The 23,688-nt window shown below is 69.1% G+C and carries 21 protein-coding genes; 8 read left to right on the top strand and 13 right to left on the bottom strand.

Features of this window, described 5'->3' with window-relative positions:
* The first annotated feature begins 16 nt into the window (after positions 1-16).
* Positions 17-721 (top strand): hypothetical protein, encoded by a 705-nt coding sequence (locus ACFXHE_RS33935; RefSeq protein ID WP_379388759.1) that lies wholly within the window; start codon positions 17-19, stop codon positions 719-721.
* 51 nt (positions 722-772) lie between these two features.
* On the opposite strand, the gene ACFXHE_RS33930 is transcribed toward ACFXHE_RS33935, so the two are convergent.
* On the bottom strand, positions 773-1,606 hold the full coding sequence (locus ACFXHE_RS33930; RefSeq protein WP_379388758.1) for a class I SAM-dependent methyltransferase: 834 nt from the start codon (positions 1,604-1,606) through the stop codon (positions 773-775).
* Positions 1,607-1,684: 78 nt separating this feature from the next.
* Here ACFXHE_RS33930 and ACFXHE_RS33925 point away from each other — a divergent pair, with 78 nt between their 5' ends.
* Positions 1,685-1,957 (top strand): MerR family DNA-binding protein, encoded by a 273-nt coding sequence (locus tag ACFXHE_RS33925; protein ID WP_379388827.1) that lies wholly within the window; start codon positions 1,685-1,687, stop codon positions 1,955-1,957.
* Between the two features lie 49 nt (positions 1,958-2,006).
* Here the strand turns inward: ACFXHE_RS33925 and ACFXHE_RS33920 are convergent, their stop codons facing one another.
* The gene (locus ACFXHE_RS33920; RefSeq protein WP_379388757.1) at positions 2,007-2,489 is read right to left on the bottom strand and encodes a MarR family winged helix-turn-helix transcriptional regulator; all 483 of its coding nucleotides are present in this window, start codon (positions 2,487-2,489) and stop codon (positions 2,007-2,009) included.
* 104 nt (positions 2,490-2,593) lie between these two features.
* Here ACFXHE_RS33920 and ACFXHE_RS33915 point away from each other — a divergent pair, with 104 nt between their 5' ends.
* The 4 genes from ACFXHE_RS33915 (at position 2,594) to ACFXHE_RS33900 (ending at position 5,968) form a co-directional block, all read left to right on the top strand.
* On the top strand, positions 2,594-3,214 hold the full coding sequence (locus ACFXHE_RS33915) for a DUF4386 domain-containing protein (protein ID WP_379388756.1): 621 nt from the start codon (positions 2,594-2,596) through the stop codon (positions 3,212-3,214).
* An 85-nt stretch (positions 3,215-3,299) separates the two neighbouring features.
* Positions 3,300-4,064 carry an SDR family NAD(P)-dependent oxidoreductase gene (locus ACFXHE_RS33910; protein WP_379388755.1) on the top strand — a complete coding sequence of 255 codons (765 nt, stop codon included), beginning with the start codon at positions 3,300-3,302 and terminating at the stop codon, positions 4,062-4,064.
* A gap of 132 nt (positions 4,065-4,196) precedes the next feature.
* A complete protein-coding gene (sigI, locus tag ACFXHE_RS33905; RefSeq protein WP_379388754.1) occupies positions 4,197-5,063 on the top strand; it encodes an RNA polymerase sigma factor SigI in 867 nt (288 codons plus the stop codon).
* Positions 5,064-5,098: 35 nt separating this feature from the next.
* Positions 5,099-5,968 carry a hypothetical protein gene (locus tag ACFXHE_RS33900; RefSeq protein WP_379388753.1) on the top strand — a complete coding sequence of 290 codons (870 nt, stop codon included), beginning with the start codon at positions 5,099-5,101 and terminating at the stop codon, positions 5,966-5,968.
* Positions 5,969-5,994: 26 nt separating this feature from the next.
* Here the strand turns inward: ACFXHE_RS33900 and bla are convergent, their stop codons facing one another.
* Positions 5,995-6,903 (bottom strand): class A beta-lactamase, encoded by a 909-nt coding sequence (gene bla / locus ACFXHE_RS33895; RefSeq protein WP_379388752.1) that lies wholly within the window; start codon positions 6,901-6,903, stop codon positions 5,995-5,997.
* 96 nt (positions 6,904-6,999) lie between these two features.
* Positions 7,000-8,778 carry a penicillin-binding transpeptidase domain-containing protein gene (locus ACFXHE_RS33890; protein ID WP_379388751.1) on the bottom strand — a complete coding sequence of 593 codons (1,779 nt, stop codon included), beginning with the start codon at positions 8,776-8,778 and terminating at the stop codon, positions 7,000-7,002.
* 154 nt (positions 8,779-8,932) lie between these two features.
* Here ACFXHE_RS33890 and ACFXHE_RS33885 point away from each other — a divergent pair, with 154 nt between their 5' ends.
* Positions 8,933-9,838, top strand: a complete 906-nt coding sequence (locus ACFXHE_RS33885; RefSeq protein WP_379388750.1) for a serine hydrolase — start codon at positions 8,933-8,935, stop codon at positions 9,836-9,838.
* Here the strand turns inward: ACFXHE_RS33885 and ACFXHE_RS33880 are convergent.
* From ACFXHE_RS33880 to ACFXHE_RS33840, 9 genes are all read right to left on the bottom strand, one after another.
* The gene (locus ACFXHE_RS33880; RefSeq protein WP_379388749.1) at positions 9,787-10,740 is read right to left on the bottom strand and encodes a LysR family transcriptional regulator; all 954 of its coding nucleotides are present in this window, start codon (positions 10,738-10,740) and stop codon (positions 9,787-9,789) included. The genes ACFXHE_RS33885 and ACFXHE_RS33880 overlap by 52 nt on opposite strands.
* Before the next feature lie 33 nt (positions 10,741-10,773).
* Complete coding sequence (locus tag ACFXHE_RS33875) at positions 10,774-11,625, bottom strand: thioesterase family protein (RefSeq protein ID WP_379388826.1); 852 nt, start codon at positions 11,623-11,625, stop codon at positions 10,774-10,776.
* Between the two features lie 142 nt (positions 11,626-11,767).
* On the bottom strand, positions 11,768-12,250 hold the full coding sequence (locus ACFXHE_RS33870; RefSeq protein ID WP_354834347.1) for an adenosine-specific kinase: 483 nt from the start codon (positions 12,248-12,250) through the stop codon (positions 11,768-11,770).
* Between the two features lie 110 nt (positions 12,251-12,360).
* Positions 12,361-13,869 carry an amino acid permease gene (locus tag ACFXHE_RS33865; protein ID WP_379388748.1) on the bottom strand — a complete coding sequence of 503 codons (1,509 nt, stop codon included), beginning with the start codon at positions 13,867-13,869 and terminating at the stop codon, positions 12,361-12,363.
* A 34-nt stretch (positions 13,870-13,903) separates the two neighbouring features.
* A complete protein-coding gene (locus ACFXHE_RS33860; RefSeq protein ID WP_379388825.1) occupies positions 13,904-14,974 on the bottom strand; it encodes a Glu/Leu/Phe/Val dehydrogenase in 1,071 nt (356 codons plus the stop codon).
* Positions 14,975-15,149: 175 nt separating this feature from the next.
* Positions 15,150-18,644 (bottom strand): indolepyruvate ferredoxin oxidoreductase family protein, encoded by a 3,495-nt coding sequence (locus ACFXHE_RS33855; protein ID WP_379388747.1) that lies wholly within the window; start codon positions 18,642-18,644, stop codon positions 15,150-15,152.
* Positions 18,645-18,890: 246 nt separating this feature from the next.
* Positions 18,891-19,373 carry an Lrp/AsnC family transcriptional regulator gene (locus tag ACFXHE_RS33850; protein WP_354834356.1) on the bottom strand — a complete coding sequence of 161 codons (483 nt, stop codon included), beginning with the start codon at positions 19,371-19,373 and terminating at the stop codon, positions 18,891-18,893.
* 71 nt (positions 19,374-19,444) lie between these two features.
* On the bottom strand, positions 19,445-21,130 hold the full coding sequence (locus ACFXHE_RS33845; protein ID WP_379388746.1) for a hypothetical protein: 1,686 nt from the start codon (positions 21,128-21,130) through the stop codon (positions 19,445-19,447).
* Between the two features lie 4 nt (positions 21,131-21,134).
* Positions 21,135-22,709, bottom strand: a complete 1,575-nt coding sequence (locus tag ACFXHE_RS33840) for an MFS transporter (RefSeq protein ID WP_379388745.1) — start codon at positions 22,707-22,709, stop codon at positions 21,135-21,137.
* On the opposite strand from ACFXHE_RS33840, the gene ACFXHE_RS33835 reads away from it, so the two are divergent.
* On the top strand, positions 22,648-23,679 hold the full coding sequence (locus tag ACFXHE_RS33835; protein ID WP_379388744.1) for a LacI family DNA-binding transcriptional regulator: 1,032 nt from the start codon (positions 22,648-22,650) through the stop codon (positions 23,677-23,679). The genes ACFXHE_RS33840 and ACFXHE_RS33835 overlap by 62 nt on opposite strands.
* The last annotated feature ends 9 nt before the right edge of the window (positions 23,680-23,688 follow it).

Raw genomic sequence — 23,688 nt, 5'->3', positions numbered from 1 at the left:
CATACATATTGCCGTGTTGAACCGCAGTACCGTACTGACCGACGCGCAGGTTTCTGCCGTGGTCCCGGCATTGCAGACGCAGGTGCACCGGGATTGGGCCCCGGTGTGGGGGAGTGACGCCGACCTGAGTTTCGTGGCGACCGGCGCGCAGCCTCCGGCCGGCGCCTGGTGGCTGGTGGTCTCCGACGACTCCGATCAGGCCGGGGCGCTCGGCTATCACGACCTCACGAATGAGGGTCTGCCGATGGGAAAGGTGTTCGCGCGCAGCGACATCGATGCCGACCTGCAGTGGACGGTCACGGCCAGCCACGAGCTGCTGGAGATGCTCGGTGACCCCGATATCAACCTGGCCGCCTACGTGTTCTCCAGCGCCACCGCCGGACGCATCTACGCTTACGAGGTCGCCGATGCCTGTGAGGCGGACCAGTACGGGTACGCGATCAATGGAATCCAGGTGTCGGACTTCGTGTTTCCCGCCTGGTTCGAGAACTTCCGCAAGGCGGGCAGCACCCAGTTCGACTACGGCAATCACATCACCGCGCCGTTCCAGCTGCTGCCCGGCGGATACATCGGCGTGTTCGACATCAATGGCGGCAGCGGCTGGCACCAGCTGACCGCGGAGAGCAAGCCCGCGCGGTACACCATGCGGGCCCGGGTCGGCAGCCGCCGCGAGCGCCGCCGCACACCCCGCGACCAGTGGCTGCTCAGCGAAGTGCGATGAGATCCGCCAGTTTCCGGAGGTCCGGCCCCGGCAGGGAGCTGTCGCGACCGGTCAGCGAGCCCGGGCGTCGAGCAGCCAGCAGGCGGCGGTGAAGCGGGCCTCGTCGCCGTGCACGAAGGGTTCGAAGGCCGCCCGCACGGTCTCGATGACCCGCTGCCGGGTGGCTTCGTCCACCTCGAGCAGCGCCAGGCCGACCGGTCCCAGCCGCGAGAGGTAACCGACGAGCGCAGGTTCGGGCATGACACAGTCGACATCGAGCGGGCGGATGTCGATATCGGCCCAGCCGCTCGCCGCCAGCATCCCGGCCACGTGATCGTGATCGGCGAGGGCGAATTGGCCTGGTGAACCGGGGATTCGGGGCTCGAGATTCGACAGCAGCGGCGCCGCGGCGCGCTCGGCCGCGGTGAAGAACGGATTCGCCTCCGGATCGCGCCAGACGATGCAGCCGAGCCGGCCGCCGGGCCGGGTGGCTCGGCGCAGGTTGGTGAAGGCGGCGACCGGGTCGGCGAAGAACATCACCCCGAACCGGGAGGTGATGAGGTCGTAGGCGGCGGTTTCGAAGGGCTGGGTCTGGGCGTCGGCGCGAATGAAGTCGACGGGCAGGCCTGCTCGCTCGGCGTTGGCGCGGGCGGCGGCGATCATCGGTTCGGCGATGTCGACGCCGGTGCAGTGCGCGCCGGTTTCCCGCGCGAGGGCGAGGGTGGTGCCGCCGGTGCCGCAGCCGACGTCGAGGACGTCCCGGGCCGCGGTGTCGCGCGCCAGTGTCACCAGGATGTCCTGGAGCGGTCGCATCACCTGGGCGATGAGGTCCTGGGCGTCGACCCAGGCATTGCCGGAAGCGCCGTTCCAGCGGGCGGATTGGTCATTGTCGAGCGGTGTCGTCATGGTCGCTGTCCTTCGTCGGTGGACGGGCCGGAGAGCTACACTGTCCCAATTCAAGTCGGCTAGAGGTCAAGCTCCGCCCTGATCGCGCTGGGCCGCACCGCCGGTTTCTCCCTCGACGACATTGTCGTCGCCTTCGGTCCCCAGGGCGACCTGCGTGTGGACCGTGCCGCGCTCCTCGGCAAGGCGGACGAATTGGACCGCACCATCACGCAATTGACCGCGGTGCGCGACGGCCTGCGGCACGCCGCCGCCTGCCCGGCCCCGAGTCACGCGGAATGCCCGACCTTCCGGCACCTGCTCCGCGAGGTCATGGCGGGCCGGATCGCCACCATCGACGCGCTGACCCCGTGACAACCGCTGTGCCGCAGCGTATCTGAGCGATCCCACGGCACGCGGGGCGTCACTCCGTCTTGTAGCCCGGATGCACGCCCGGGGTCAGTCCATGGTCGGCGGCCAGGCGAACCAGCAGCCCGGACAGCTGTGCTTGTTCCTCCGGCGTCAGTGACCGGCACATGTGCTCCTCGGCCTCGCGGGCGACCGCGCCCAGTTCGACGAGGGTGGTTCGTCCCTTCGCGGTCAGGAACAGCGCATGCTGCCGCCGATCGTCGGGATTGCGTTTGCGCTCGATGATTCCGCGTTCCTCGAGCTTGTCGGCGAATTGGACGAACCGGCTGGGTGGCATGCCCAGTTCGTCGGCGAGCTCGCGCTGGTTGCGGCCCGGCTGCACGATGAGCATCCGGAGCAGTCCGGCCTGCGCCGGCGTCAGGTCCAGGGTGGCCGTGCGCTCGGCGAATCGATTGGCCGCATAGGCGCCGATCTGGGCCAGCAGGAACCCGACGGCCGTCACGGCGCGCTGCGGCGCGACCTCCTCTTTCGCATCCATGCCGCAATAGTAGCGTGGGAAAATAATAGACGATTGACAATCGTTACAGTCCGTAATCATTATTGGGTCAGCACGGTTCGCCCCGAGATTGAGGATCACCGCTGATGAGCACCACCATCGCTCGCACCAACCCCGCAGTTCTCGCCCCCGTCGCCGCGTTCGCGGCGCTCACCATCGCCTACGTCGCCACCAATGCCCGCACTCCGCACCCGGACGCGAGCGGTGCGGACGTGCTGGCCTACACCACCGCGCATGCCGGGCTCATCGATGCCGGAGCGCTGCTGCTGGTGTTGTCCGCCGCGGCGCTGGCCATTGCCGCCGGGCTCATCCAACGGGTGCTGCGCGGTCCGTCCATCGCCACCATCGGCGGTGCGCTCGCCGCCGGCGGGCTCACCTTCAGCGCCCTGTTCTCCTGGGCCGGCGGGCGGCTGGACGATGCCGCCGCACCGGAACTGGCCCGCGCGATCGCCGATCTGGGCTTCCTGTCCGGCGGCCCGGCCTACGCGGCCGGCTTCGGGCTGCTAGCCGTCGGCATCGCGATTCCGGCGCTGCTGGAACGGAAGCTGCCGACCTGGCTGATCTGGTGCGGATTGGCCGTCGCCGCCGCGGCCGCGCTGTCCACGCTGGCGCTGATCGTCTCCGGGTTCGCCTTCCTGCTGCCGGTCGTCCGCTTCGGCGGTCTGCTCTGGCTGATCGCCGTGGCGGTCGTGCTGTCCCGGCGCTGAACCGGCCCGGCGCCCCTGCCGATTCACCTGCCGCTCAACCCGATTCACCGATCAACCCGCCAACCTGATCGAAAGGCTCACCCCCATGCTCAGCACCTACGCCGACCTCGCCGGAAAGACCGCCGTCCTCACCGGAGCCTCGCGCGGCATCGGGGCCGAGACCGCCCGCCTGCTCGCCGCCCAGGGCGTCCGGGTGTGTGTGGTCGGCCGCGACGAGCAGGCCCTCGACGCGGTCGTCGGCGACATCACCGCCGCGGGCGGCACCGCGATCGGCGCGGTCGCGGATGTCACCTCCGCCGCCGCGCTCGCCGACGTGCGGACGCAGGTCGACAGCGCCTTCGGCCGGGTCGACGTCCTGGGTGTCTTCGCCGGTGGAATGGGTTACCCCACACGGACATCCGAGCTGTCGGAGGAATTGTGGCGGCGGGTCCTGGACTCGGATCTGACCTCGGCGTTCCTCACCGTGCAGGCTTTCCTGCCGATGCTGCTGGCCCAGGGTTCGGGCAGCATCATCACCATGGCCTCGTCGGCGGGCCGCCAGCCCAGCCAGGCCAATCTCGCCTACGGGGTGGCCAATGCCGGGGTCGTCATGCTGACCCGCCACCTGGCCGCGGAGCTGGGGCCGCAGGGGATCCGCGTGAATGCCCTTGCGCCGTCGTCGATTCTGACCGAGAAGGTCGTCACCCACATGCCCGAGGCGGTGCGGCAGCAGGTGGCGGCGTCGCATCCGCTGCGGCGCCTGGGATTGCCCGCCGATGTGGCGCAGGCCGCGCTGTTCCTGGCCTCGGATGCCTCGTCCTATCTGAGCGGCATCACCATCGATGTGGCGGGCGGGCGCATCACCAACTGAACCGCGCCCCAACTGAACCGCGTCATCAACCGAGCAGCGCGCCGACCGAGCGGCGGTGGCCCATCCCTGTCACCGCCGCTGAATGTTTCCGGCGGCCGGTAACTTTCGGCGTGCATGTCCCGTCATATGGGTATGAGCACCGAAGACCGGCCGGACGACGCGTTCACCGGAGCCTGGCGGCGGCATCGCGCGTACGTGGTGGACCTGGCCTTCCGGCTGCTGGGCGATATCGGCGCGGCCGAGGACGCCGCGCAGGAGGCGTTCACCCGGCTGGCCCGCATGCGACCCGGTGAGGTGAGCGACGAGCGCGCCTGGCTGACCGTCGTCACCAGCCGCCTGTGTCTCGACGAATTGCGCAGTGCGCGAGCGCGTCGCGAGCAGGCCGGGGATCCGGGGCAGCTGGAGTCCGAGACACCGGTCGCACACGCTGTGCCTCTCGACCCGGTCGACCGCATCACCCTCGATGAGGAGGTGCAGCTGGCGCTGTACCGCATGCTGCAGCGCCTCGCGCCCGCCGAGCGGGTGGTGCTGATCCTGCACGATGTGTTCGCGGTGCCGTTCGAACTGGTCGCCGACACCGTCGGGCGTCCGGTCGGCACCTGCCGGCAGCTGGCGCGCCGGGCTCGCATCAAGATGTCGGAGGCGCGGCGGCCCGACGGACCGGTGGCCCCGGCCGAGCACCGCGCGGTGACCGAGCGGTTCATCGCCGCCTGTGCCGGTGGGGATCTGGACGAATTGCTAGCAGTGCTGGATCCGGAGGTCTGGGGTGTCGCGTCGTTCCGGCCGGACTCGCCGATCGTGGCGCGGCCGAGCCGCGGGCCGGAGATGGTGGCCGCCAATATGATCGCGTTCTGGGGGCCCGGGGTCACGCTGGTCACGCATTCGGCGTTCGGGCGGCCCGCCCTGCTGGCCTATCGGGATCGGGAGCTGTTCGGCGTGCTGGTGCTGACCATTGCGGGCGATCGGATCGTGAGCATCGAGGCGACCGTGGACGTGTGAGGTAACTTTCCGGGCGGGCATCCCGTCTTGAATTCATGACTCACAACAGGATTCGTGCACGGCACGGAAAACTCGCGGTAGCGGCGCTGTTCGGGATGATGCTGACCTGGAGCACGCCGGCCGCGCACGCCGATCGGGCGGCCGATGCGGACCGGTACCTCGGCGTCTGGAACTACGACCAGCCCAACCGCGCGGATGCCACCGATATCGCCTCGGTCGGGCAGTTCGGCCTCGGGCTGCTGACGTTTCCGCAGGTCGGGACGGTGGAGTTTGCGAGGAGTGCGGATGGGGACATTACCGGCCACACCGATCAGGGCTGCACCTGGCACTTCCGGGTGAACGGCGACGCCCTGGATCTGAGCAGCACCGACCAGTACTGCTTCAACTCGGTGATCGGCTCGGGCTACAACATCTTCTACTGGCACATCACCGTGCGCGACGGGCGTGAGCAGGAGGTGATCCGCGCCAACAGCTATCTCCCGTACGGCACTTTCGATTTCGAACTCGCCAACGGCAAGCGGACCAGAGCCGATGCCGCCGATCCGGGTGACGCGGCACGGTTGTTCACCGGCTCCTGGGCGTACGACCCCACGAATCTCGCCTACCTGAACAACCTCACCTCCCCGGGATACCAGCCGAAAACAGGTGTGGTGCAGATCGATTCGAGTGCCGGACCGCTGACCGCCCACACCGACGACGGCTGTTCGTGGACCCTGGACGCCCACGGCAACACCGCCGAACTCGCACCCGCCGGCCAGACCTGCCAAACCCCCGGCGGCACCGTCACCATGTCGTTCTGGTCGATGGCCAGCGACGGCACGCACCTGATCTCCATCATGAACAGCACCGACCCGCACGGCGATTCGTCCTTCCTCGCCAGCGGCAGCTCGACCCGGCAGCCCTGACCCGCGCCGGCTGCCTGGCCCGCGGGCTAGCGGACGGCCCCGACGGCCGCCTTGGTGACGGCGGCGACCAGCGAACTGTCCGGCGTGGCGGTCTGCTCCGGTTTGTCGGTCAGGACGGCGATGACCAGCGGTGCGGAACTGCCTGCGGGCCAGGTGATGGCGACGTCGTTGGCCGCTCCGTAGCCGTCGCTGGTGCCGGTCTTGTCGGCGGTCTTCCAGTCGGCGGGGACTCCGGCCCGAATGCGATCCTTGCCGGTGGTGGTGGCCAGCAGCCAGTCGGTGAGCTGGGCGCGCTCGGGTGCGGCGAGCGCGTCACCCAGCACCAGGGCGCGGTAGTCGGCGGCCAGGGCGGCGGGGGTGCTGGTATCGCGTTGGTCGCCTGGGATATTGGAGTTCAGGTCCGGTTCCCAGCGATCCATGTGGGTGACCTGATCGCCGATCGACCGCAGGAAGGTATTGAGACCCTCCGGGCCGCCGATCAGCTTCAGCACCTGGTTGCCCGCCGTATTGTCGCTGATCGTGATGGCCGCGTGGCAGAGCTCGCGCACCGTCATGCCGGAGTCGACCCGGGTCTTGCTGATGGCGCTGCCGCCGATCACATCGTCGGCGGTGAAATGGATGACCTGGTCCAGGAATCCGCTGGCGAGTGGGTGCGCGTGCAGCAGCGCGCCGCAGGCCAGGCCCTTGAACGTCGAGTCGAAGCCGAAGCGCTCGTCCTGGCGATGGCCGAAGGATTTCCCCGTGCCGGTGTCGGTGACGAATACACCCGCGCGGGCGCCGTGGTCGCGCTCGAGGGTCTCGATCGCCGTGTCGGTGCTGGTGACCGAGGTGAAATTGCTCTGGGCAGCATCGCTTTTCGTCGCCGATGTGCAGCCGGCGGCGAGCGGCGTCAGCAAGAGGAGTGAAATCAGGGCACGGTATTTCAGGGTCGACAAAACAAGCCTCTCAATCTGTTTCGAGTGCTGAAGGTGTATTCGGCTCGCGCCGTATGGAATTGGTGCCGTGGGAAACCGAATTGGTGTCGTAGGGAGTCAGTGCGGTGCGCGCAGCATGCGACCCGCGGCCTGCACGGCGGGCTCGGAGCTGCCCGCGTCACTGATGAAGACGGCGAACGCCAGATCCCCGTCGATGCCGACGAACCAGCCGTGCGCGTGCTTGTTATCGATGTACTCGGCGGTGCCGGTCTTGCCGAGCAGACCGGGAATATCACGCAGTTCCGTGGCGGTGCCGCCCGTAATCGTTTCCCGCATCATGGATTTCACCTGATCGGCAATCCCCGGCGGCAGCACGGGCGGCTGCCTGTCGGGCTTGCCGGGCTGGCCCTGGACCACCGTCGGCGGTTGGACCCTGCCCTGCGCCAGCGCGCCGGCCAGCAGCGCCATACCGAACGGCGAGGCGGTCACCTTGCCCTGCCCGATACCCTCCTCCACCCGCAGTGCGGGCGTGTCGGCGGTGGGCACCTTGCCGGTGACGGTGGTCAGTCCGGGCGTCACATAGTCGATGCCGAGCCCGAGCTGGGCGGCGGCATTGGTCAGCCCGTCCGGCGCGAGCTGGACCGCCAGCCGGCCCATGGTGGTGTTGCAGGACTTGGCGAAGGCGGTGTGCAGCGGCACCTGGCCGAGGTCGAAGTTGTTGTCATTGGGGATCTCCCGGCCCTCGATGTTCTCCTTGCCGGGGCAGGCGACCATGGCGTCGGGAGTGACCTGGCCGGCCTGCAACGCGGCCGAGACGGTGACCGTCTTGAAGGTCGAGCCCGGCGGGTACAGCCCGGTCAGCCCGATCGGTCCCTGCGCGTCACCGGCCGCGTTCTGTGCCATGGCCAGCACGTTTCCGGTCGACGGTTGCACCGCGACAATGGCGGCCGGGGTGATGATCGGGGCGAGCGCGGCCTCGGCGGCCCGCTGCAAACCGATATCGAGGGTGGTGTGAATATCGGTGACCGGCTTGGGATCCGGGCCGCCCACCCGCTGCGTGCCGTCGCTGCCCTGGGCGCGCACGGCCCAGCCGGCGGCGGCGTCGGCCTGCTGCTGCCACAGATCGGAGAGGCCCGAGAAGGTCGGGGAGGACAGGGCCTTGTCGACGGCCAGCAGCCGGGTCTGCTGGGCGGTGGTCACATTCGCTAGGTTCGTGAGGGCGGCTTGGACGGTGGCGTAATCGGATTCGCGCAGAGTGACCGCCGTGATCGGTTTGCCCTGGGCCGCAGCCAGATCCGATTGCAGGCTCGCGGCCGTGACATCCGGTGCGACCGGTTGCAGGGCTGCCGCGACGGCCGCCGGGTCGGCTCCGGGCGCGACATTGACCAGCGTCACCACCTGCTGGGTGAGCAGATCACCGCCGGCGCTGTCGAGGACCTTGGCGGGGTCGGGGTAGACGAGGCTGTAGGACAGCGGGCCGACATCGAGGCCGGGCGCGACGGTCGCGGGATCCCACTGGATCTTCCAGTCGCCGCCGGACTGCGTGGCCCGGCCCGAGGTGGTGTACGTCCACTCGTTCTTGCCGTCCTTGCCCAGCTTCCAGGTGGCGGCCAGCGTGAACGTGCCGCCGTCGTCGGTCTTCTCGACCTTGCTCGCCGCGAAATGCACCCGCTTGCCCAGGCTGTCGTAGAGCGGGCCGAGCGCGGCGGAGGCCTTGGCCGGGTCGCTGGTGGCGTTGGCGGCCGCCGGTACGTCGTCGCGGTTCAGGGCGTCCGCGAAGCCGTCGACCGTCTTGGACAGTCCGGACGTGGCATCCGATCCGGAGCATGCCGTCGCCGTGACCAGCATGGCCGCGGCGCAGACACCGGTGAGGGCCTTCCTGCTGAACTCTGCCATGACAGCCACCCCAACATGGATCACCGGTGGCTGTCCAAGACCAACACGGACGAGAACCGATATAGCAATCGATATCGTCGCAGCGTGCGGGGTGTCGTGGGGCGGCGTCACGGGCGGTTGACGGGCCGATCGGGGCACCGGGAATGCTGGGGGCGTGGACGAGATCTTCCGGACGGCCGGTGTCGAGGGCCGGGTGCATGCCCGTTGTTTCGACTGTGACGGCGAATTCGGCTGGGCCGCCGACGAACCGGTGGTGTTGTCCTCGGTGGTGAAAGTGCCGCTGGTGCTGGAGTTCGCGCGGCAGGTGGCGGCGGGGCAGCTCGATCCGGCCGATCGGGTGCGGGCCACGGCGGCGGACCGGCTGGGCGGAGTCGGCACGGCGGGCTGCCACGACGATGTCGAATTCAGCCTGCGCGACGCCGCCTACTTCGCGCTCAGCGTGAGCGACAATACCGCCGCCGACCTGCTGTTCGATCGGGTCGGCGTGGAGAATGTGCGGTCGCTGGCGCGCGAGCTCGGGCTCACCGGCACCCGGATCATGGGCTCGCTGCGCGACATCCTCTACAGCATGGCCGAGGACATCGGTGCGCGTGACCTGCACGAATTCGCCCGGCGCTACCCGGAATCCAGCGCGGCGGAGGTGTTCGGCTCGCGCGCGGTGGATCCGCTGCGCACCACGGCCGGGACCGCGCGGGATATGACCCGGCTGCTGTGGCTCATCGGCGAGGATCGCGCGGGTTCGCCCGAGGCGTGCCGGTTCGTGCGGGATCTGATGCGGCAGCAGGTGTACGGGCATCGGCTGCCGTCGGCGTTTCCGCCGGGCACGGACATCTGGTCCAAGACCGGGACGCTGCCCGGGATCCGCAATGAGATCGGGGTGGTCGGGTATCCGGATGGAAGCCGGTACGCGGTCGCGGTTTTCACCGCGTCACACAGCCTGGCCGGGCGGCAGCCCGCGGTGGATCGGGCGATCGGCGCGGCGGCGCGACTGGCCGTCGAGCGCATCGATCACGGCCGGCCCGCGACCACATCCCAGGGCCGGCGCTGCGGCGTGTCTTGAATCGGGGCGGGCTTGGACGCGCCGTCACCCTGCACGACCGTGACGATGAGGTCGGCGAGTTCCCGGACCAGCGGGTGCGGGGCGGCGGCGGGCCAGGTCAGGGCGAGCCGCCAGCTCAGCGTGCCCTCGGGCAGCGGCCGCCACACCACGCGCGGCTCCTTCTGCGCCACCAGGCCCTGGTCGAAGGCGACGCCGCGGCCGGAAAGCACCATGCCGAGCACGAATTCGGGATTGCGGGCGTGCTGCACCGAGGTGGGGCGGAAACCGTGCTCCCAGCAGGTGCGCAGGGTGGCGTCGTAGAGGCCGGGCGCGGCGGCGCGCGGGAAGATCACCAGTCCGTGCCCGGCCAGATCGGCCAGGGTGAGGGCGGCCCGCGCGGCCAGCGGGGAATCACGCGGCAGCACCACGCCCAGCGGGGTCTCCACCGCCGGGCCCGATTCCAGGCCGACCACATCCACCGGGTACTGCAGCAGCCCCGCGTCCAGTTGCCGATCGGCCAGCAGTCGCACCTGTTCGGCGGTGGTCAGCTCCTGGAGGTCCACCCGCACCTGGCGGCTCTCGAACGCGGTGAGGATGGCGGCCAGCACGCGGCCCGCCAGCTCGGGCGGCACGCCCACCCGCAGTGCGTCGATCTCACCCCGATGCGCCTTGCCGACCAGCGATTTCGCTCGCTCCCAGCGTGCTATCAGGTCCCGCGCCTCCACCAGCAGGATCTGCCCCGCCTCGGTGAGCTCCACCCGCCGGCTGTCGCGTTCCAGCAGCCGGGCCCCGATATCGCTCTCCAGCTTGCGGATTCGCTGGCTCAGCGCCGGCTGCGCGATCCGCAGCCGCTCGGCCGCCCGGCCGAAGTGCAACTCCTCGGCCACGGCGATGAAGTAGCGCAACTGACGCAGCGGATCCATCCCATCGACGATATCGGTTTCCTTATCGCCGGGTCAGGCCCGGGCGCGCACCTCGAGAATCTGCAGGCACCGCCCGATCGGCCCGCGCTCGTCGTGCAGCACGGTCGAGCACATCCCGACCCCGTCCGGCCCGATCGACGTCTGCACCGCCAGCCCGATCCACTCGCCCTCCGGTAGCCGGAACAGGTCGATCGTCAGGTCGGTGTTCAGGAACGTCCACTGATACGGATCCAGCTGCGCCCCAATCCCATTGGCCACATCCGCCACCGAGAACACCCGCACCAGCGGTGAGATCTCCTCCCCTTCGACCACCTCGACGAGGGGCCGCACCCACACCCGCCGGGTGACGTCGTCACTCTCCACCGCCCGGATGTCCACCGACTTCACATACCCGACATCCCACCCGTCCGGCACGCCCCACCCGATCTCGGACGCCTCCGGCACCGCCGGTAGCGGCGCGTCGGCCGTATGCACCACCGACGAACTGTCCGACGTGGCAATCCGCCACGCCGAAGCCTTCGCCACCGCCCGCCGGCTCCCATCCGCCTGCGTCGCCACCAACTCCGCCCCCACCAGCTCGACCCGCCTCCCCGGCCGCTCCACCCACGCCCGCACCTCGACGTCCCCCACCGGCACCGGCCCCAAAATCTCCATCGTCAACCGAGCCACCCGCGCCCCCTCCCGAGGCGCACACCGCTCCACCGCCCGCGCCAGCAACGCCGAAGGCGGCGCCCCATGCTGCCTGGAAGCCGCCCACACACTCACCGTCGACCCAGTAGCCCCAAACCGCTCGAACCCCTCATCCCCCACCCCCTGCGCGACGTAATAAGCCTTGGTTCCCGCCTCCTCCAAATCCGCCCGCTCCACCGCTGTCACGTCATGCATCTGCGTCACCCAGCCAACGTATCAGCCCACGTCCAACCCACTAGACGCTGTACGACAAACACCCGATTCCACTCCGCGATGAACGCAGCGCGGGCGCTGCTGGAATGCGAGAGCGGCGGTCAACTTCCCCGAGGTAGCGGGGTCAGAGTTTGTAGCCGATGGCGCGGAGGAGGTGGTGGCGGTCGGTGCGGTCGGTCTCCGTTTCGATCCCGAGGGGCGGTGCACCGTCGACGACGCCGATGATGCCGCGGCCGAGGGAGGTTTCGGCTATGAGGACCTCGACGGGGTTGGCGGTGGCGCAGAAGATGGTGCAGAGCTCGGGGATGTGGCGGATCGCGTTGAGGACGTTTACGGGGTAGCCGTCGCGGAGGAAGACGATGAAGGAGTGGCCGGCGGCGAGGGCTGTTGCGTTCTTGGTGGCGAGGTCGACGAGGTCGTCGTCGTTTCCGGACCAGCGGATCAGGCGGGGGCCGGAGGCTTCGCAGAAGGCCAGCCCGAAGCGGAGTTGCGGGCCGGTGCCGACGAGGGCTTCGTGCATGTCCTCGACGGTCTTGATGAAGTGGGATTGCCCGATGATGACATTGAGCTCATCGGGATTTTCGATGGGCACCGCTGTCAGTTCCATCGGGCTATCGTCCCTCGTCACGCGGCCGGGGAACAAGATCAGGGAGCTGTCGGGGCGGGAATTCGGGCGAATTCCCACCGTGACAGCTCCCTGGTCTTGTTCGGGCCGGGTTAGGGGACCGGGTCGGGTTCGGCGGCAGGGATGGATTCGGCTGCGGGGGCCTTTTGCTTGCCGAGGTTCGAGTGGCGACGGCTGTAGGTGAAGTAGATGACGACGCCGAGGACCATCCAGATGACGAAGCGGAGCCAGGTTTCGATGGAGAGGTTCAGCATCAGCCAGAGGCACGCCAGGGCGGCGAGGATGGGGACGACGGGGACGAGCGGTACTCGGAAGCCGCGCTTCAGGTCGGGGCGGGTGCGGCGGAGGATGGGGACGCCGAGGGAGACGAGGACGAAGGCCACGAGGGTGCCGATATTGACCATTTCCTCGAGGGTGCCGAAGTCGACGAAACCGGCCAGGAGGGCGCAGACGACGCCGACGATGACGGTCAGGCGGACGGGGGTGCCGTGCTTGCCGGTGTGGGCGAGGCTGCGGGGGAGCAGGCCGTCGCGGGCCATGGCGAACAGGACGCGGGTCTGGCCGAGGAACATGACCATCACGACCGTGGAGAGGCCCGCGAGTGCGCCGATGGAGATGATGTTCTTCACCCAGGTCGCACCGTGCAGGGCGAAAGCGGTTGCCAGGGTGGCGTTTCCGCTCGCGAGCTCGGTGTAGGGGACCATACCGGTGAGGATCAGCGAGACGGCGACGTAGAGCACCGTCACGATGGCCAGCGAGCCGAAGATGCCGCGCGGGACATCACGCTGCGGGTTGCGGGTCTCCTCGGCGGTGGTGGCGACCACGTCGAAGCCGACGAAGGCGAAGAACACCAGCGAGGCCGCGGCCAGCAGGCCGTACCAGCCGAAATTCGTTCCGCCGGAACCGGTCAGGAAGGAGAACAGCGACTGGTGCACGCCACCGGCCTGCGCGGAGGGCTGCGACGGCGGGATGTAGGGGCTGAGGTTGGACGCCTTGAAGTAGGTGGCGCCGACCACCAGCACGAGCGCGATCACGGCCAGCTTGATGGCCACCGCCACGGCCGAGACCCGCGAGGACAGTTTGGTGCCGGTGGCCAGCAGCACGCCGACGATGGCGATGATGACCACCGCGCCCCAGTCGAACGAGATGGATCCGACGTGCGCGACCGGATTCACCAGGCCGCCGAGCACCTCGCCGAGATACTGCGACCACCCCTTGGCGACCACCGAAACGGCAAGGGCGAACTCGAGAATGAGATCCCACCCGATGATCCAGGCGATGATCTCGCCGAAAGTGGCGTACGCGAACGTGTACGCACTGCCCGCCACCGGCACGGTCGAGGCGAATTCGGCGTAGCACAACGCCGTCAGCCCGCAGGCGATGGCCGCGAACACGAAGGCCAGCGAGACCGAGGGTCCCGCGACCGTGCCCGCGGTCCGGGCGGTGAGCGTGAAAATGCCCGCCCCGATGACCACCGCGACACCGAAGATGGTGAGATCCCTCGCCGTCAGATCCTTGCGTAGCTTGGAATCCGGCTCATCGGTATCCCGGATCGACTGCTCGACCGATTTGGTGCGGAACACTCCGCTCGCGAACGCCACTTGTCGTCTCCTCTCTGAAACTACGGTGCGGCGATCAGAGGGCCCGCGGGATGGCGTCGAGACGCCGCTCCGCGAACCTGTTGGCCGCCGCTCCGGTGCCGATTCCCTCGGCCTTGGATTCCGCGATGATGTCGCGGCAGCGGTCGAAGATGCCCCTCACCGCATCTTCGACCTCGGCCGGCGCTGCCTGACGCAGCTCACCGGCCACCTGAACGAGCCCACCGCCATTGGCCACGAAATCCGGGACCCAGGTGATGCCTCGCTCGTTCAGGGCGTATTCCACTGCGGGCGTGGCCAACTGGTTGTTGGCGGCGCCGCAGACGAGTTTCGCCTCGATGGCCTCGGCGCTGGACACGGTGAGCGTGCCGCCGAGGGCGCAGGGGGCGTAGACGTCGACCGGAGCGGTGGATACGTTGCTCAACAGTCGAACCGACGGATTGTCCTTCGAAATGCGTTCCAGTGCCGCCTCGTTCACGTCGGTAGCGCAGACCTCCGCGCCGTCGGCGAGCAGCAGCTGGATGAGTTCGCGGCCGACCTTGCCGACACCCTCGACGCCGACCGTGCGGCCCGCCAGCGTGGGCGCGCCCCACACGGATTCGGCGCCGGCGCGCATGGCGTTGAACACGCCCAGCGCGGTGAGCCGGGCGCTGTCGCCGGAACCGCCGGCCGCGATGCTGCGGCCGGTGACATGGCTGGTGTAGCGGCCGATGGCGTCCAGATCATCGGTGTTGGTGCCCACATCGCCCGCGGTGATGTAGCGCCCACCGAGGGATTCGACGAACCGCGCGTAGGCCGCGAACAGCTCCTCGCTCTTGTCGAGGGCCGGATCGCCGATGATGACGGCCTTGCCGCCGCCCAGGTTCAGACCGGCGGCGGCTGCCTTGTAGGTCATGCCCCACGACAGTCGCAGCACATCGTCCAGCGCCGCCGCCTCCGAGGCGTAGGGGTACATCCGGGTGCCGCCGAGCGCCGGGCCCAGCGTGGTCGAGTGAATCGCGATGATCGCCTTGAGTCCGCTCTTGTCGTCCTCGCAGAACACCACCTGCTCGTGGCGCCGGGCGCTCAACTCGTGCGAGCGGCCGAAAACCCCTGCGTCGGTGTGCATTGCGGTCACAATCGATTCCTTTCGTGGACGCCGCTTGTGGCGGCTGGGTGGTGGCCGCGTGGTGGGCGGCCGGGTGTCGTGCCCGGATTCCGGGCACAGGTCACCGCGGTACGGCGGCGGGAACGATGCCGCCGTACCGCGTCGGGTGTGGAGTTGGGAAGGGTGAGCGGCCGGGTCAGCCGTCGAGGCCGAGCTCGCGGAGGCGGGCGCGGTAGAGCTCGACATTGCCGAGCTTCACGTCCTCGTAGCCGCGGACCAGGTCGGGCAGGGCCGCCGCCTCGGTGGCGGTGGCGTAGCCGTCGGTGGTGAGATCGGCCGCGAGGCGGTGGACCATGCCGGTGTAGTGGGACAGCAACTCCCGCTCCACCTTTCGGACATGGGCGTAGCCGAAGGGGTCGAGCTTGGTGCCGCGCAGGGACTTGCCCTTGGCGAGCAGCTTCAGGGCCACATGGGATTTGGGGGTGAGGCCGATCTTCTTCTTGCGGCCGAGGGCGCGAAGCACCGGGGGATGCAGCTTGTAGGTGAGGTTCTCGCCGCCGGGGACCTGCGCCCGCACCTCGTCGAGGAAGGCCGGGTCGACCAGCAGCCGGGCGACCTCGTACTCGTCCTTGTAGGCGGTGAACTTGTACAGCCCGCGCGCCACGGCCTCGCTGAACTCGGTGCGCTCGGTGACCGCTCGCTCGGCGCTCCAGGCGGCCTGGACGGTGTCGATGTAGCGGCGGGCGACCTTGGCGTTCTGGTAACCGATCAGCTCGGCGGCCCGCAGCTCCACCAGTCGCCGGACCTCGCCCTCGAAGCTGGTGCCCGCCAGCAGCTCGGCAGGGACGACGCGCGGAGTGCGCTGTGCCGCAGCAGTATCGGTGGCCGCCGCGAAGGCTGCCGGATCCGCGATGGCCACGCGACCCCAGCGGAATGCCGCGATATTGGCCGACACCGCGACCCCGTTGATGGTGATCGCCTCTTCGATCGCCGCGGCGGGCAGCCGCAGGCCGCCGGTCTGGAAGGCCGCGCCGACCATCAGGAAGTTGGCGGCGGCGGTATTCCCGAACAGCTGCTGCGCGGCCGCCAGGGCATCGAAGCCGAATTGCGAATCCGACACCGCCGCAAGCCGATCCAGCAGCGGCCCGGTCTCCGGGTAGGTGACCGACTTGTCATAGACCATGTCACCGGTCGGGGTCTGGCTGGTCGAGGCGACCACGACCGTCGCAGCCGGATTGCCGTACTGCAGGTTCTTGGGATCGGCGGCGGTCAGCAGATCGATGGCCATGATGCAGTCCGCGCTGCCCGGGGTGAGCCGGTTGGACGGCTCCAATTCCGTTGTGGAGAACCGCAGGTGGGACAGCACCGGCCCGGCCTTCTGGCTGAGACCGATCTGGTCCAAGCTCTCGACCGCGTACCCGGCCCGCAGCGCGGCGGTGGCCAGCACCTGGTTCACCGTCACGATGCCGGTGCCGCCGATGCCCGCGATGAGCACGTTCTGCGTGCCCAGCGGCGCGCCGAGCCCCGGATCGGCCACCATGGGCGGCTCGGCCGCCTTCCGGCGCTTCGGAGCGGCCGACTTGGAGCCCTTGCGCCCCTTGGCATCCGGGTTCAACTCCACCGTCACGAACGACGGGCAGTCGCCGTCCAGGCAGCTGTAGTCGGTATTGCAGGAGGTCTGGTCGATGCGCGTCTTGCGCCCGAACTCGGTCTCCACCGGCTGCACCGACAGGCAGTTCGACTTGGTGCCACAGTCGCCGCAGCCCTCGCACACCGCCTCGTTGATCACCACGCGGGTATTGCGCACCGGCAGCGTGCCGCGCTTGCGCTGGCGGCGGGCGTCGGCGGCGCAGTGCTGGTCGTAGATCAGGACGGTGACGCCCTCGATCTCGCGCAGCATCTTCTGCGCCTCGTCGAGCCGGTCGCGATGCCACAGCAGCGTGCCCTTGGCCAGCGCCCTCCTGTTGTGCCGCTTGGGATCGTCGGCGCAGATGACGATCTGCTTCACACCCTCGACGGTCAGCTTGTGGGTCAGCTTCGCGACCGTCAGCCCGCCCTCCACATCCTGCGCGCCGGTCATGGCGACGACCTCGTTGTAGAGCAGCTTGTAGGTGATGTTCACCCCCGCCGCCACGCACGCCTGGATGGCCAGCTGCCCGGAGTGGAAGAACGTCCCGTCGCCGATGTTCTGGAACAGGTGCGGCACATCGGTGAACGGCGCCTGCCCGATCCACTGGCTGCCCTCACCACCCATCTGGGTCAGGCCGGTGACCGCGCTGTCGCTGCGTCCGGACAGGGTGACCAGGGTGTGGCAGCCGATGCCGCCACCGCCGATCGAGCCCTCGGGCAGGGCGGTGGAGCGGTTGTGCGGGCAGCCGCTGCAGAAGTACGGGGTGCGCTTGGCGGACAGCACCTCCAGTGAAAGCGCCGGCGGCGGAGCCTTCTTCAGCTCGACGCGGTCGCGCAGCACCCGTCGCAGCGGGGCCAGCAGCCGGCCCGCGGTGAGCTCGCCGTCGAACGGCATGAGCGGCAGGCCGTTTCCGTCCAGCTTGCCGAGGATCTGCGGGGTATCGGCGGTGCCGTACAGGATTTCGCGGATCTGGGTCTCGATGAACGCGGTCTTGTCCTCGACCACGATCACCTGCTCCAGCCCCCGGGCGAACTCGGTGACCCGCTGTGCCCCAACCGGATACGGCATGCCGATGCGCAGCAGGCGAATGCCCTCGCGGTGCATGGCCGCCTCGTCCACACCCAGATCGACCAGCGCCTGACGCACCGCGTCGAAGGTGGTGCCGGTAGCCGCGATGCCGATCCGCGCGTGCGCCGGATCCACCTCGATGACGTCGAGATCATTGGCCGATCCGAAGGCGCGCACGGTTGCCCAGCGCGGTCCGTACAGGTCGGCCTCGGCCAGCACGCTGTCCGCGGGCGCCGCCATCGGCCGCTGCCGGTAGGCGAAAGTCTTTCCCTCCCACTGCACTTCGGGTACGGAGATGGGGAGGTCGGCGACCGAGGAATCCACCGTCCACGCGCCGTCGGCGACATCCGCCACGATCTTCAGGGCCACGATGCAGCCCGAGGCCCGCGACAGCGCCACCCCCTGCATACCCATGGTGATGATCTCGCGGGCATTGCGCGGGAACAGCACCGGCACACCCATGGCCGCCAGCGACCGCTCGCTCACCGCGGGCACGGTCGAGGATTTCGAGGCCGGATCGTCGCCCACCAGCAGCAGCACGCCGCCGCGCGGATTCACCCCGTACATATTGGCGTGCCGGATGGCGTCGGTGGCCCGGTCGACGCCGGGCCCCTTGCCGTACCACACACCGACGACGCCGTCGTGCGTCGCCGCCCCGGCGGGCAGATCCGCCTGGCTACCCCACACCGAGGTGGCGGCGAGCTCCTCGTTGAAGCCCGGCACGAAGGCGATGTCGTGTTCGGACAGCACATTCGGCATGCCCAGCAGCATCTTGTCGACCCCGCCCAGCGGGCTGCCCTGATACCCGGATACGAAAGTCGCGACCCGGTGGCCGGCGCGCATATCGCGGACATGCTGTTCCACCAGCAGGCGGGCGATGGCCTGCACACCGGTGAGAAGGACCGGGCCTGCGCCGGACCGGTAGCGGTCGGCGAGGTCGTAGGGCGTAGCCGGTTCGGCCTGTCGGGCAGGCGCGCAGGCAACGTCGGTCATGAACAGTCACCACACTCTCCACAGCCCAGATCGTGAGCTGCAAACCAAGGGACCAAAGCGATCGGTGCAGCGAAATCTGCCGTGATGTGTGATCCGTGTCAACAGATGCGCGAAAAGTTGATCAGACTGCTCAAAAGTGATCTGGAACACTGTGACGTACGTAGCATTTTGCTCGAGCATCCACGCGGAAGTCGGCTCGAGTGTCCTCGGTCCCGGCCCATCTCCTGCTGCGCCGGGGCCGGTTCGTCATTCGGCGGGCTGGCTCGTCAGATGCTCGACGAGCGGCAGCGACCGGTACTCGACCGGAGTCGCGAGGGCCAGCATGGTTTCGGTGTGCTTCACGCCGGGAATCGCGTGCACGCGCTGGATGATGGACAGCAGATCCGGCTGGGACCGGGCCGCGATCCGCACCAGCAGATCTCCGCGCCCGGTCGTCGCGTGCACCTCGAGCACGTTGGGGAACTCCCGCAATGCCTCGACGATGTCGTTCATCTTGTTCTGGTTCAGCTCGATGCCCAGGAACGCGTGCACCGCGAACCCGATGGCCTGCAGATCCACGTCCGGCGGATACCCCCGCACCGCACCGGACGCCTCGAGCCGCTTCATCCGCGCCTGCACGGTGTTGCGCGCGATCCCCAGCCGCTGTGCCAACTCCAGAATCGGCACCCGCGGATCGGCCGCCAACTCCGCGAGCAGCGCGGAATCGAGGCCGTCGATCTTGATGCTCATGCCGCATTGTCGCACAGCGGCAGGCCGGGGCCGGCGGACCGGAACCGTCGCTCCGCCCTGCCGGCCGTGGCTCATTTCGGGCCCAGGACCACGGCATTGCCGTCGTGATCGCCCGTCGAGGGCCGTTCGCTACCTGCGATTGCACCGCGCAGGGAGGTGAGCAGTGCGGGGGATACGGGGACGATCAGGTCCACGGTGCGATCGGCCGGGGTGCCCGCGGAGTGCGGTCCGCCGACCCGGGTGGGCTCGTTGAACGACAGCTCGCGATGCAGGGACGCGAGGTCGAGCAGCTCCAGGGCCGGGCCGGGGCGTTCGGGGGCCGAGTGATCGATCATGGTGGAGCGGATGATCAGGTGATTCGAATCCTGTTGGGGGAGGACCAGTTCCATTAGACGGGTCTGGCAGGGCCATTCGCACAGACCAGAGGTGAGTACGTGCCAGAATCCGCCCGCGTGGTCCTCCTGCGGATCGGGACGGTGGCGCGGGGTCACCTCGTTGCGGTGCTCGTGCCCGGCGATCCACAGCACCACATTGCCGAAGCGGTGCAGCAGCGCCTCCAGATCGGCGGCGAGGTAGCGGGTTTCGCCGTCCGGGTCGGGTGTCGTGTTGGTCAGCATGCCCAGACCGTGGTGGGAGGCGATGATCACGACGCGGTCCCGGTTCCCGGTCCGGACGATCGCGCCGTCCTCGCCGCGATACGACGAGTGCGCCGCGATCAGCTGGCTGACCAGCCAATCCCATTGGCGTGCCCCGATACTGCCGGTGACGTGCCCGGCGGGGTGGGTGGAGTCCAGCACGATCATCCGCACGCCGGGGACCGCGTCGTAGCTGTAGTAGGTGGTGCCCTCGATCAGGTTCTGCTCGGTGAAGCCGTGGCCGCGCGGCTCGGTGGGGCTGTCCAGATGGGCGCGCACGTATTCGGCCGGGCTGATGACCCGGCGGTCGGCCCGGGCGGCGATGGGTACGGCCGGACCCTGCGAGAGCACGGTCGGATCGGGCAGGTACCGCCGCATCGGATCGGCGGGCGGCTCGATGCCCAGCGCCCTCGGCGCACTGTCGCCGGTGACCAGCGCCTGGTACTCCGGAGTGACGGGCGCGCGGCCCTGGACCAGGCAGTCGTGGTTGCCGAAGCAGGCCAGCCAGGGCACGCCCAGGCCGCGGGTGCGGAAGGGGCGGGCGGCGGCCGCCAGCAGGCCCGGAACGTCGGGGAATCCGTGCTCGCGCTTGTAGACGTCGCGGGATTCCGGTTCCGGATTGTAGAACTCGGCCGAGACGGCGTACGCGGGCAGCGTTTTCGTCTCGGTCGCACCGAAGTTCGGGTCGAGTACGGTGTCGCCGTCCAGCAGGGCGAACAGGGCAGACAGCTCGTTGGACTGCGCGCTGTCGATATTGTCGCCGGTGGTGACGACGAAATCGATGGTGCCCGTGCCGAGTTCGCGCAGTGTGCGAATGGTGGCCTCGAAGGCCTGCAACGCCACCGGTTCCTGCGGGCGGTAGGCCGGGAACATGAACTCCCACCCGGGCCGGCCCGCCAATCCGTGCAGAAAGGTGAGACGGCCGGGGGAGACGGGGTCGGCGATCTGGAAGTCGGTCAGCTGGACGAATCGCGCCACGGTCGCGCCCGGGTCGAGGGTGGCGCCGGGCGCGAGCTCGCTACGGGTCGAACGCGTTTCGGCCGGACCGCGTTCCAGGCCCCGATACCGGCCGTCCGCGTCGAGTGCCGCGCCCGGCCGGATCGTGTGATCGGGAAAGGTCACCGGTTCAACCCACGGATTCCGGTGCGGCCGAACCGGATTGCGCCCGGCCGGAGATCTCCGCCGAGAGCTCTTCCAGCGGGCGGCCCTTGGTCTCCGGGGCCAGCGTGGCCGCGATGGTCAGGCCGATGACACTCGCGCCTACGAACAGCCACAGCACGTGGTGCAGGCCCCACGACTTGATCAGCGTGGGCAGCCACAGGGTGCCGATGATCGCGCCGATCCGCGACACCGCGGTGCCCAGGCCATTGGCGGTGGCGCGCACGGCGGTCGGGAAGACCTCGCTCGGATAGACCAGGTTCACGATGCCCGGCCCGGAATTGGCGAACAGCACCGCCGCCCCGAGTAGCACCACCAGGCCGGTCAGCCCCGGGTTCTGCCATAGCGCCAGCACCGTCAGCGCGAGGAACATGCCGATGAAGCCGACGATCAGCAGCGGACGGCGGCCCACCCGATCCACCAGGGCGACACCGGTGAACGCGCCCGCGACGCCGACCAGGGCGATGATCAGCGAACCCGTGTAGGTGCCGGTCGTACTGGTCGTGACCTGCTTGAGGATGGTCGGCGTGTACAGCGTGATGCCGTAGTACGACAGCGTGTACATGAACCAGAACCCGCAGCAGAAGAACGTGTAGCGCAGCAGCGGCATGGTCAGCAGCGTGCGCCACGGCGAATCATGCTGCGGCGCAGCGGGTCCGGACAGCCGTGCGGTGGCGTCGCCGAGTCCGGTGAGCACCGCGTTCGCCTCCTCGCCGCGGCCCTGGGCGGCCAGCCAGCGCGGGGATTCCGGGATGCTGCGCCGCATCCACAGCACGATCAGCGCGAATACCGCACCCAGGACCAGCATGACGCGCCACATGGCGTCGCCGAGCGGGAGCAGGGCCAGCGCGAAGGCGTAGGTGGTCGCCGCGCCCACGAACCAGGTGGCGCCGAGGCGGCACATGAGGCTGCCGCGGCGTTGGGCGGGCGCGTATTCCGCGAGCAGCGAGGTGGAGATGGTGTAGTCCGCGCCCAGGGCCAGGCCCAGCAGGAAGCGGCAGACCAGCAGCTGCCAGGCATCCTGGGCCAGCGCGGCGACCAGGGCGAAGAAGACGAACCCGATGAGGTTCACCAGGTACATCTTCTTGCGGCCCAGCCGGTCGGTGAGGCGGCCGAAGACCAACGCGCCCACGAACATTCCGACCACCGCGGCCGCGGAGAGCGCACCGGCCATGAAGGTGGACAGGTGCCACTGTTTGGTGACGGTCGGCAGCGCGACCGCGATCACCGTGATGTCGAAGCCGTCGAGGAACATGCCGGCGGCCGAGAGCACGGTCACCTTGCGGTGGAAGGTGGTCAGCTCGGTGGAGTCGAGGACTGAAAAGGCATCGCTGGACACGATGGTCCTTCCTGGGGAGATCGAATTGCTCAATCGTTTTAGCAAAGGTAGAGGCGTCGAAGCGAGCGCTCGCACCGGACGTTGTCGAGAGTTCAGAGCGCGGTCATCCGAGTTCAGCCTCCGTTCGCTAGTGTTTCTCTCCGTGGTAGCCGGGAGCGAACCGATCACGCAGCGCGATGTGGCGATATCGCTCGGAGTCTCCATTTCGGCGGTCAGCCTGGCACTCGCCGGGCGGCCCGGCGTCAGCGACCAGCTGCGAGAGCGCATTCTCCAACGCGCCACCGAACTCGGCTACCGGCCCAATGCCTCCGCGGTCGCCCTGCGCACCCGGCGCACCCGGGTACTGGGACTGCTCATCCGCAACCTGCGCAACCCGCACTTCCTGGATGTGATCGACGGCTTCGACGAAACCTGTTCCGCCGCGGGCTACGACGTCATGGTCGGCTCCTCGCGCTACGACGCCGGCCGGGAGCGGCAGCTGCTCGATGCTTTCCAGCATCGGGCCGTGGACGGGCTGGCCATCGCGCCCATCGGCACGAGTCCGCATGCACGGGAATGGCATTCGGTCACCCGGCGGCCCGTGGTGCTGCTCGACACCGCCGACCGCGAGCATCCCGGGCTCACCATGAGCGTGCGCTCGGACCAGGAGACCTCGGTCGATCTCGCGGTGCGGCATCTGCTCGGACTGGGACACCGGCGGCTGGCCATGGTGGTGGCGCCACCGGAGAAGTCCCCGGATCCCGAACGGCTGGAACGCTTCCGGCGGCTCGGCGCCGAACTCGGCTTCACCGCCCTCCCGGTGACCACCGAACTCTCCGCCGACGCGGCCCGCCCCGCCGTCACCGCGGCCCTGCGGGCGCACCCGGACGAGCGGCCCACCGCGTTCATCACCAACAGCGACTACATCGCCCACACCGTCTACCTGTCCGCCGCCGACTGCGGACTCCGCGTACCCGAGGACGTTTCGGTCATCGGCCACGACGACCTCCCCACCTCCCCCTCCCTGTCCCCGGCCCTGACCACCCTGGCCGTGGACCGCCACGCCATCGGCTGCCGCGCCGCCACCCTCCTGATCGACGCCCTCCACTCCCGCCCGATCGACCAGCCCAACATCGTCGTCCCGGTCCACCTCGAGGTCCGATCCTCAACCGCCCCACCACCCCGCACCACCTAGACCACGCCG

It is taken from the genome of Nocardia sp. NPDC059229 (assembly GCF_042754165.1).
GTDB lineage: Bacteria > Actinomycetota > Actinomycetes > Mycobacteriales > Mycobacteriaceae > Nocardia.
Note: the sequence above shows the minus strand (reverse complement) of the source record. Positions and strands in the feature narration are given on the sequence as shown.

What these genes read in the sequence shown, in the direction of transcription:
- ACFXHE_RS33930 (WP_379388758.1), bottom strand. Translation starts at nt 1,606, where the DNA reads ATGACGACACCGCTCGACAATGACCAATCCGCCCGCTGGAACGGCGCT.
- ACFXHE_RS33920 (WP_379388757.1), bottom strand. Translation starts at nt 2,489, where the DNA reads ATGGATGCGAAAGAGGAGGTCGCGCCGCAGCGCGCCGTGACGGCCGTC.
- ACFXHE_RS33915 (WP_379388756.1), top strand. Translation starts at nt 2,594, where the DNA reads ATGAGCACCACCATCGCTCGCACCAACCCCGCAGTTCTCGCCCCCGTC.
- ACFXHE_RS33910 (WP_379388755.1), top strand. Translation starts at nt 3,300, where the DNA reads ATGCTCAGCACCTACGCCGACCTCGCCGGAAAGACCGCCGTCCTCACC.
- sigI (WP_379388754.1), top strand. Translation starts at nt 4,197, where the DNA reads ATGAGCACCGAAGACCGGCCGGACGACGCGTTCACCGGAGCCTGGCGG.
- ACFXHE_RS33900 (WP_379388753.1), top strand. Translation starts at nt 5,099, where the DNA reads ATGACTCACAACAGGATTCGTGCACGGCACGGAAAACTCGCGGTAGCG.
- ACFXHE_RS33890 (WP_379388751.1), bottom strand. Translation starts at nt 8,778, where the DNA reads ATGGCAGAGTTCAGCAGGAAGGCCCTCACCGGTGTCTGCGCCGCGGCC.
- ACFXHE_RS33880 (WP_379388749.1), bottom strand. Translation starts at nt 10,740, where the DNA reads ATGGATCCGCTGCGTCAGTTGCGCTACTTCATCGCCGTGGCCGAGGAG.
- ACFXHE_RS33875 (WP_379388826.1), bottom strand. Translation starts at nt 11,625, where the DNA reads ATGCATGACGTGACAGCGGTGGAGCGGGCGGATTTGGAGGAGGCGGGA.
- ACFXHE_RS33870 (WP_354834347.1), bottom strand. Translation starts at nt 12,250, where the DNA reads ATGGAACTGACAGCGGTGCCCATCGAAAATCCCGATGAGCTCAATGTC.
- ACFXHE_RS33860 (WP_379388825.1), bottom strand. Translation starts at nt 14,974, where the DNA reads ATGCACACCGACGCAGGGGTTTTCGGCCGCTCGCACGAGTTGAGCGCC.
- ACFXHE_RS33855 (WP_379388747.1), bottom strand. Translation starts at nt 18,644, where the DNA reads ATGACCGACGTTGCCTGCGCGCCTGCCCGACAGGCCGAACCGGCTACG.
- ACFXHE_RS33850 (WP_354834356.1), bottom strand. Translation starts at nt 19,373, where the DNA reads ATGAGCATCAAGATCGACGGCCTCGATTCCGCGCTGCTCGCGGAGTTG.
- ACFXHE_RS33840 (WP_379388745.1), bottom strand. Translation starts at nt 22,709, where the DNA reads ATGGAGACTCCGAGCGATATCGCCACATCGCGCTGCGTGATCGGTTCG.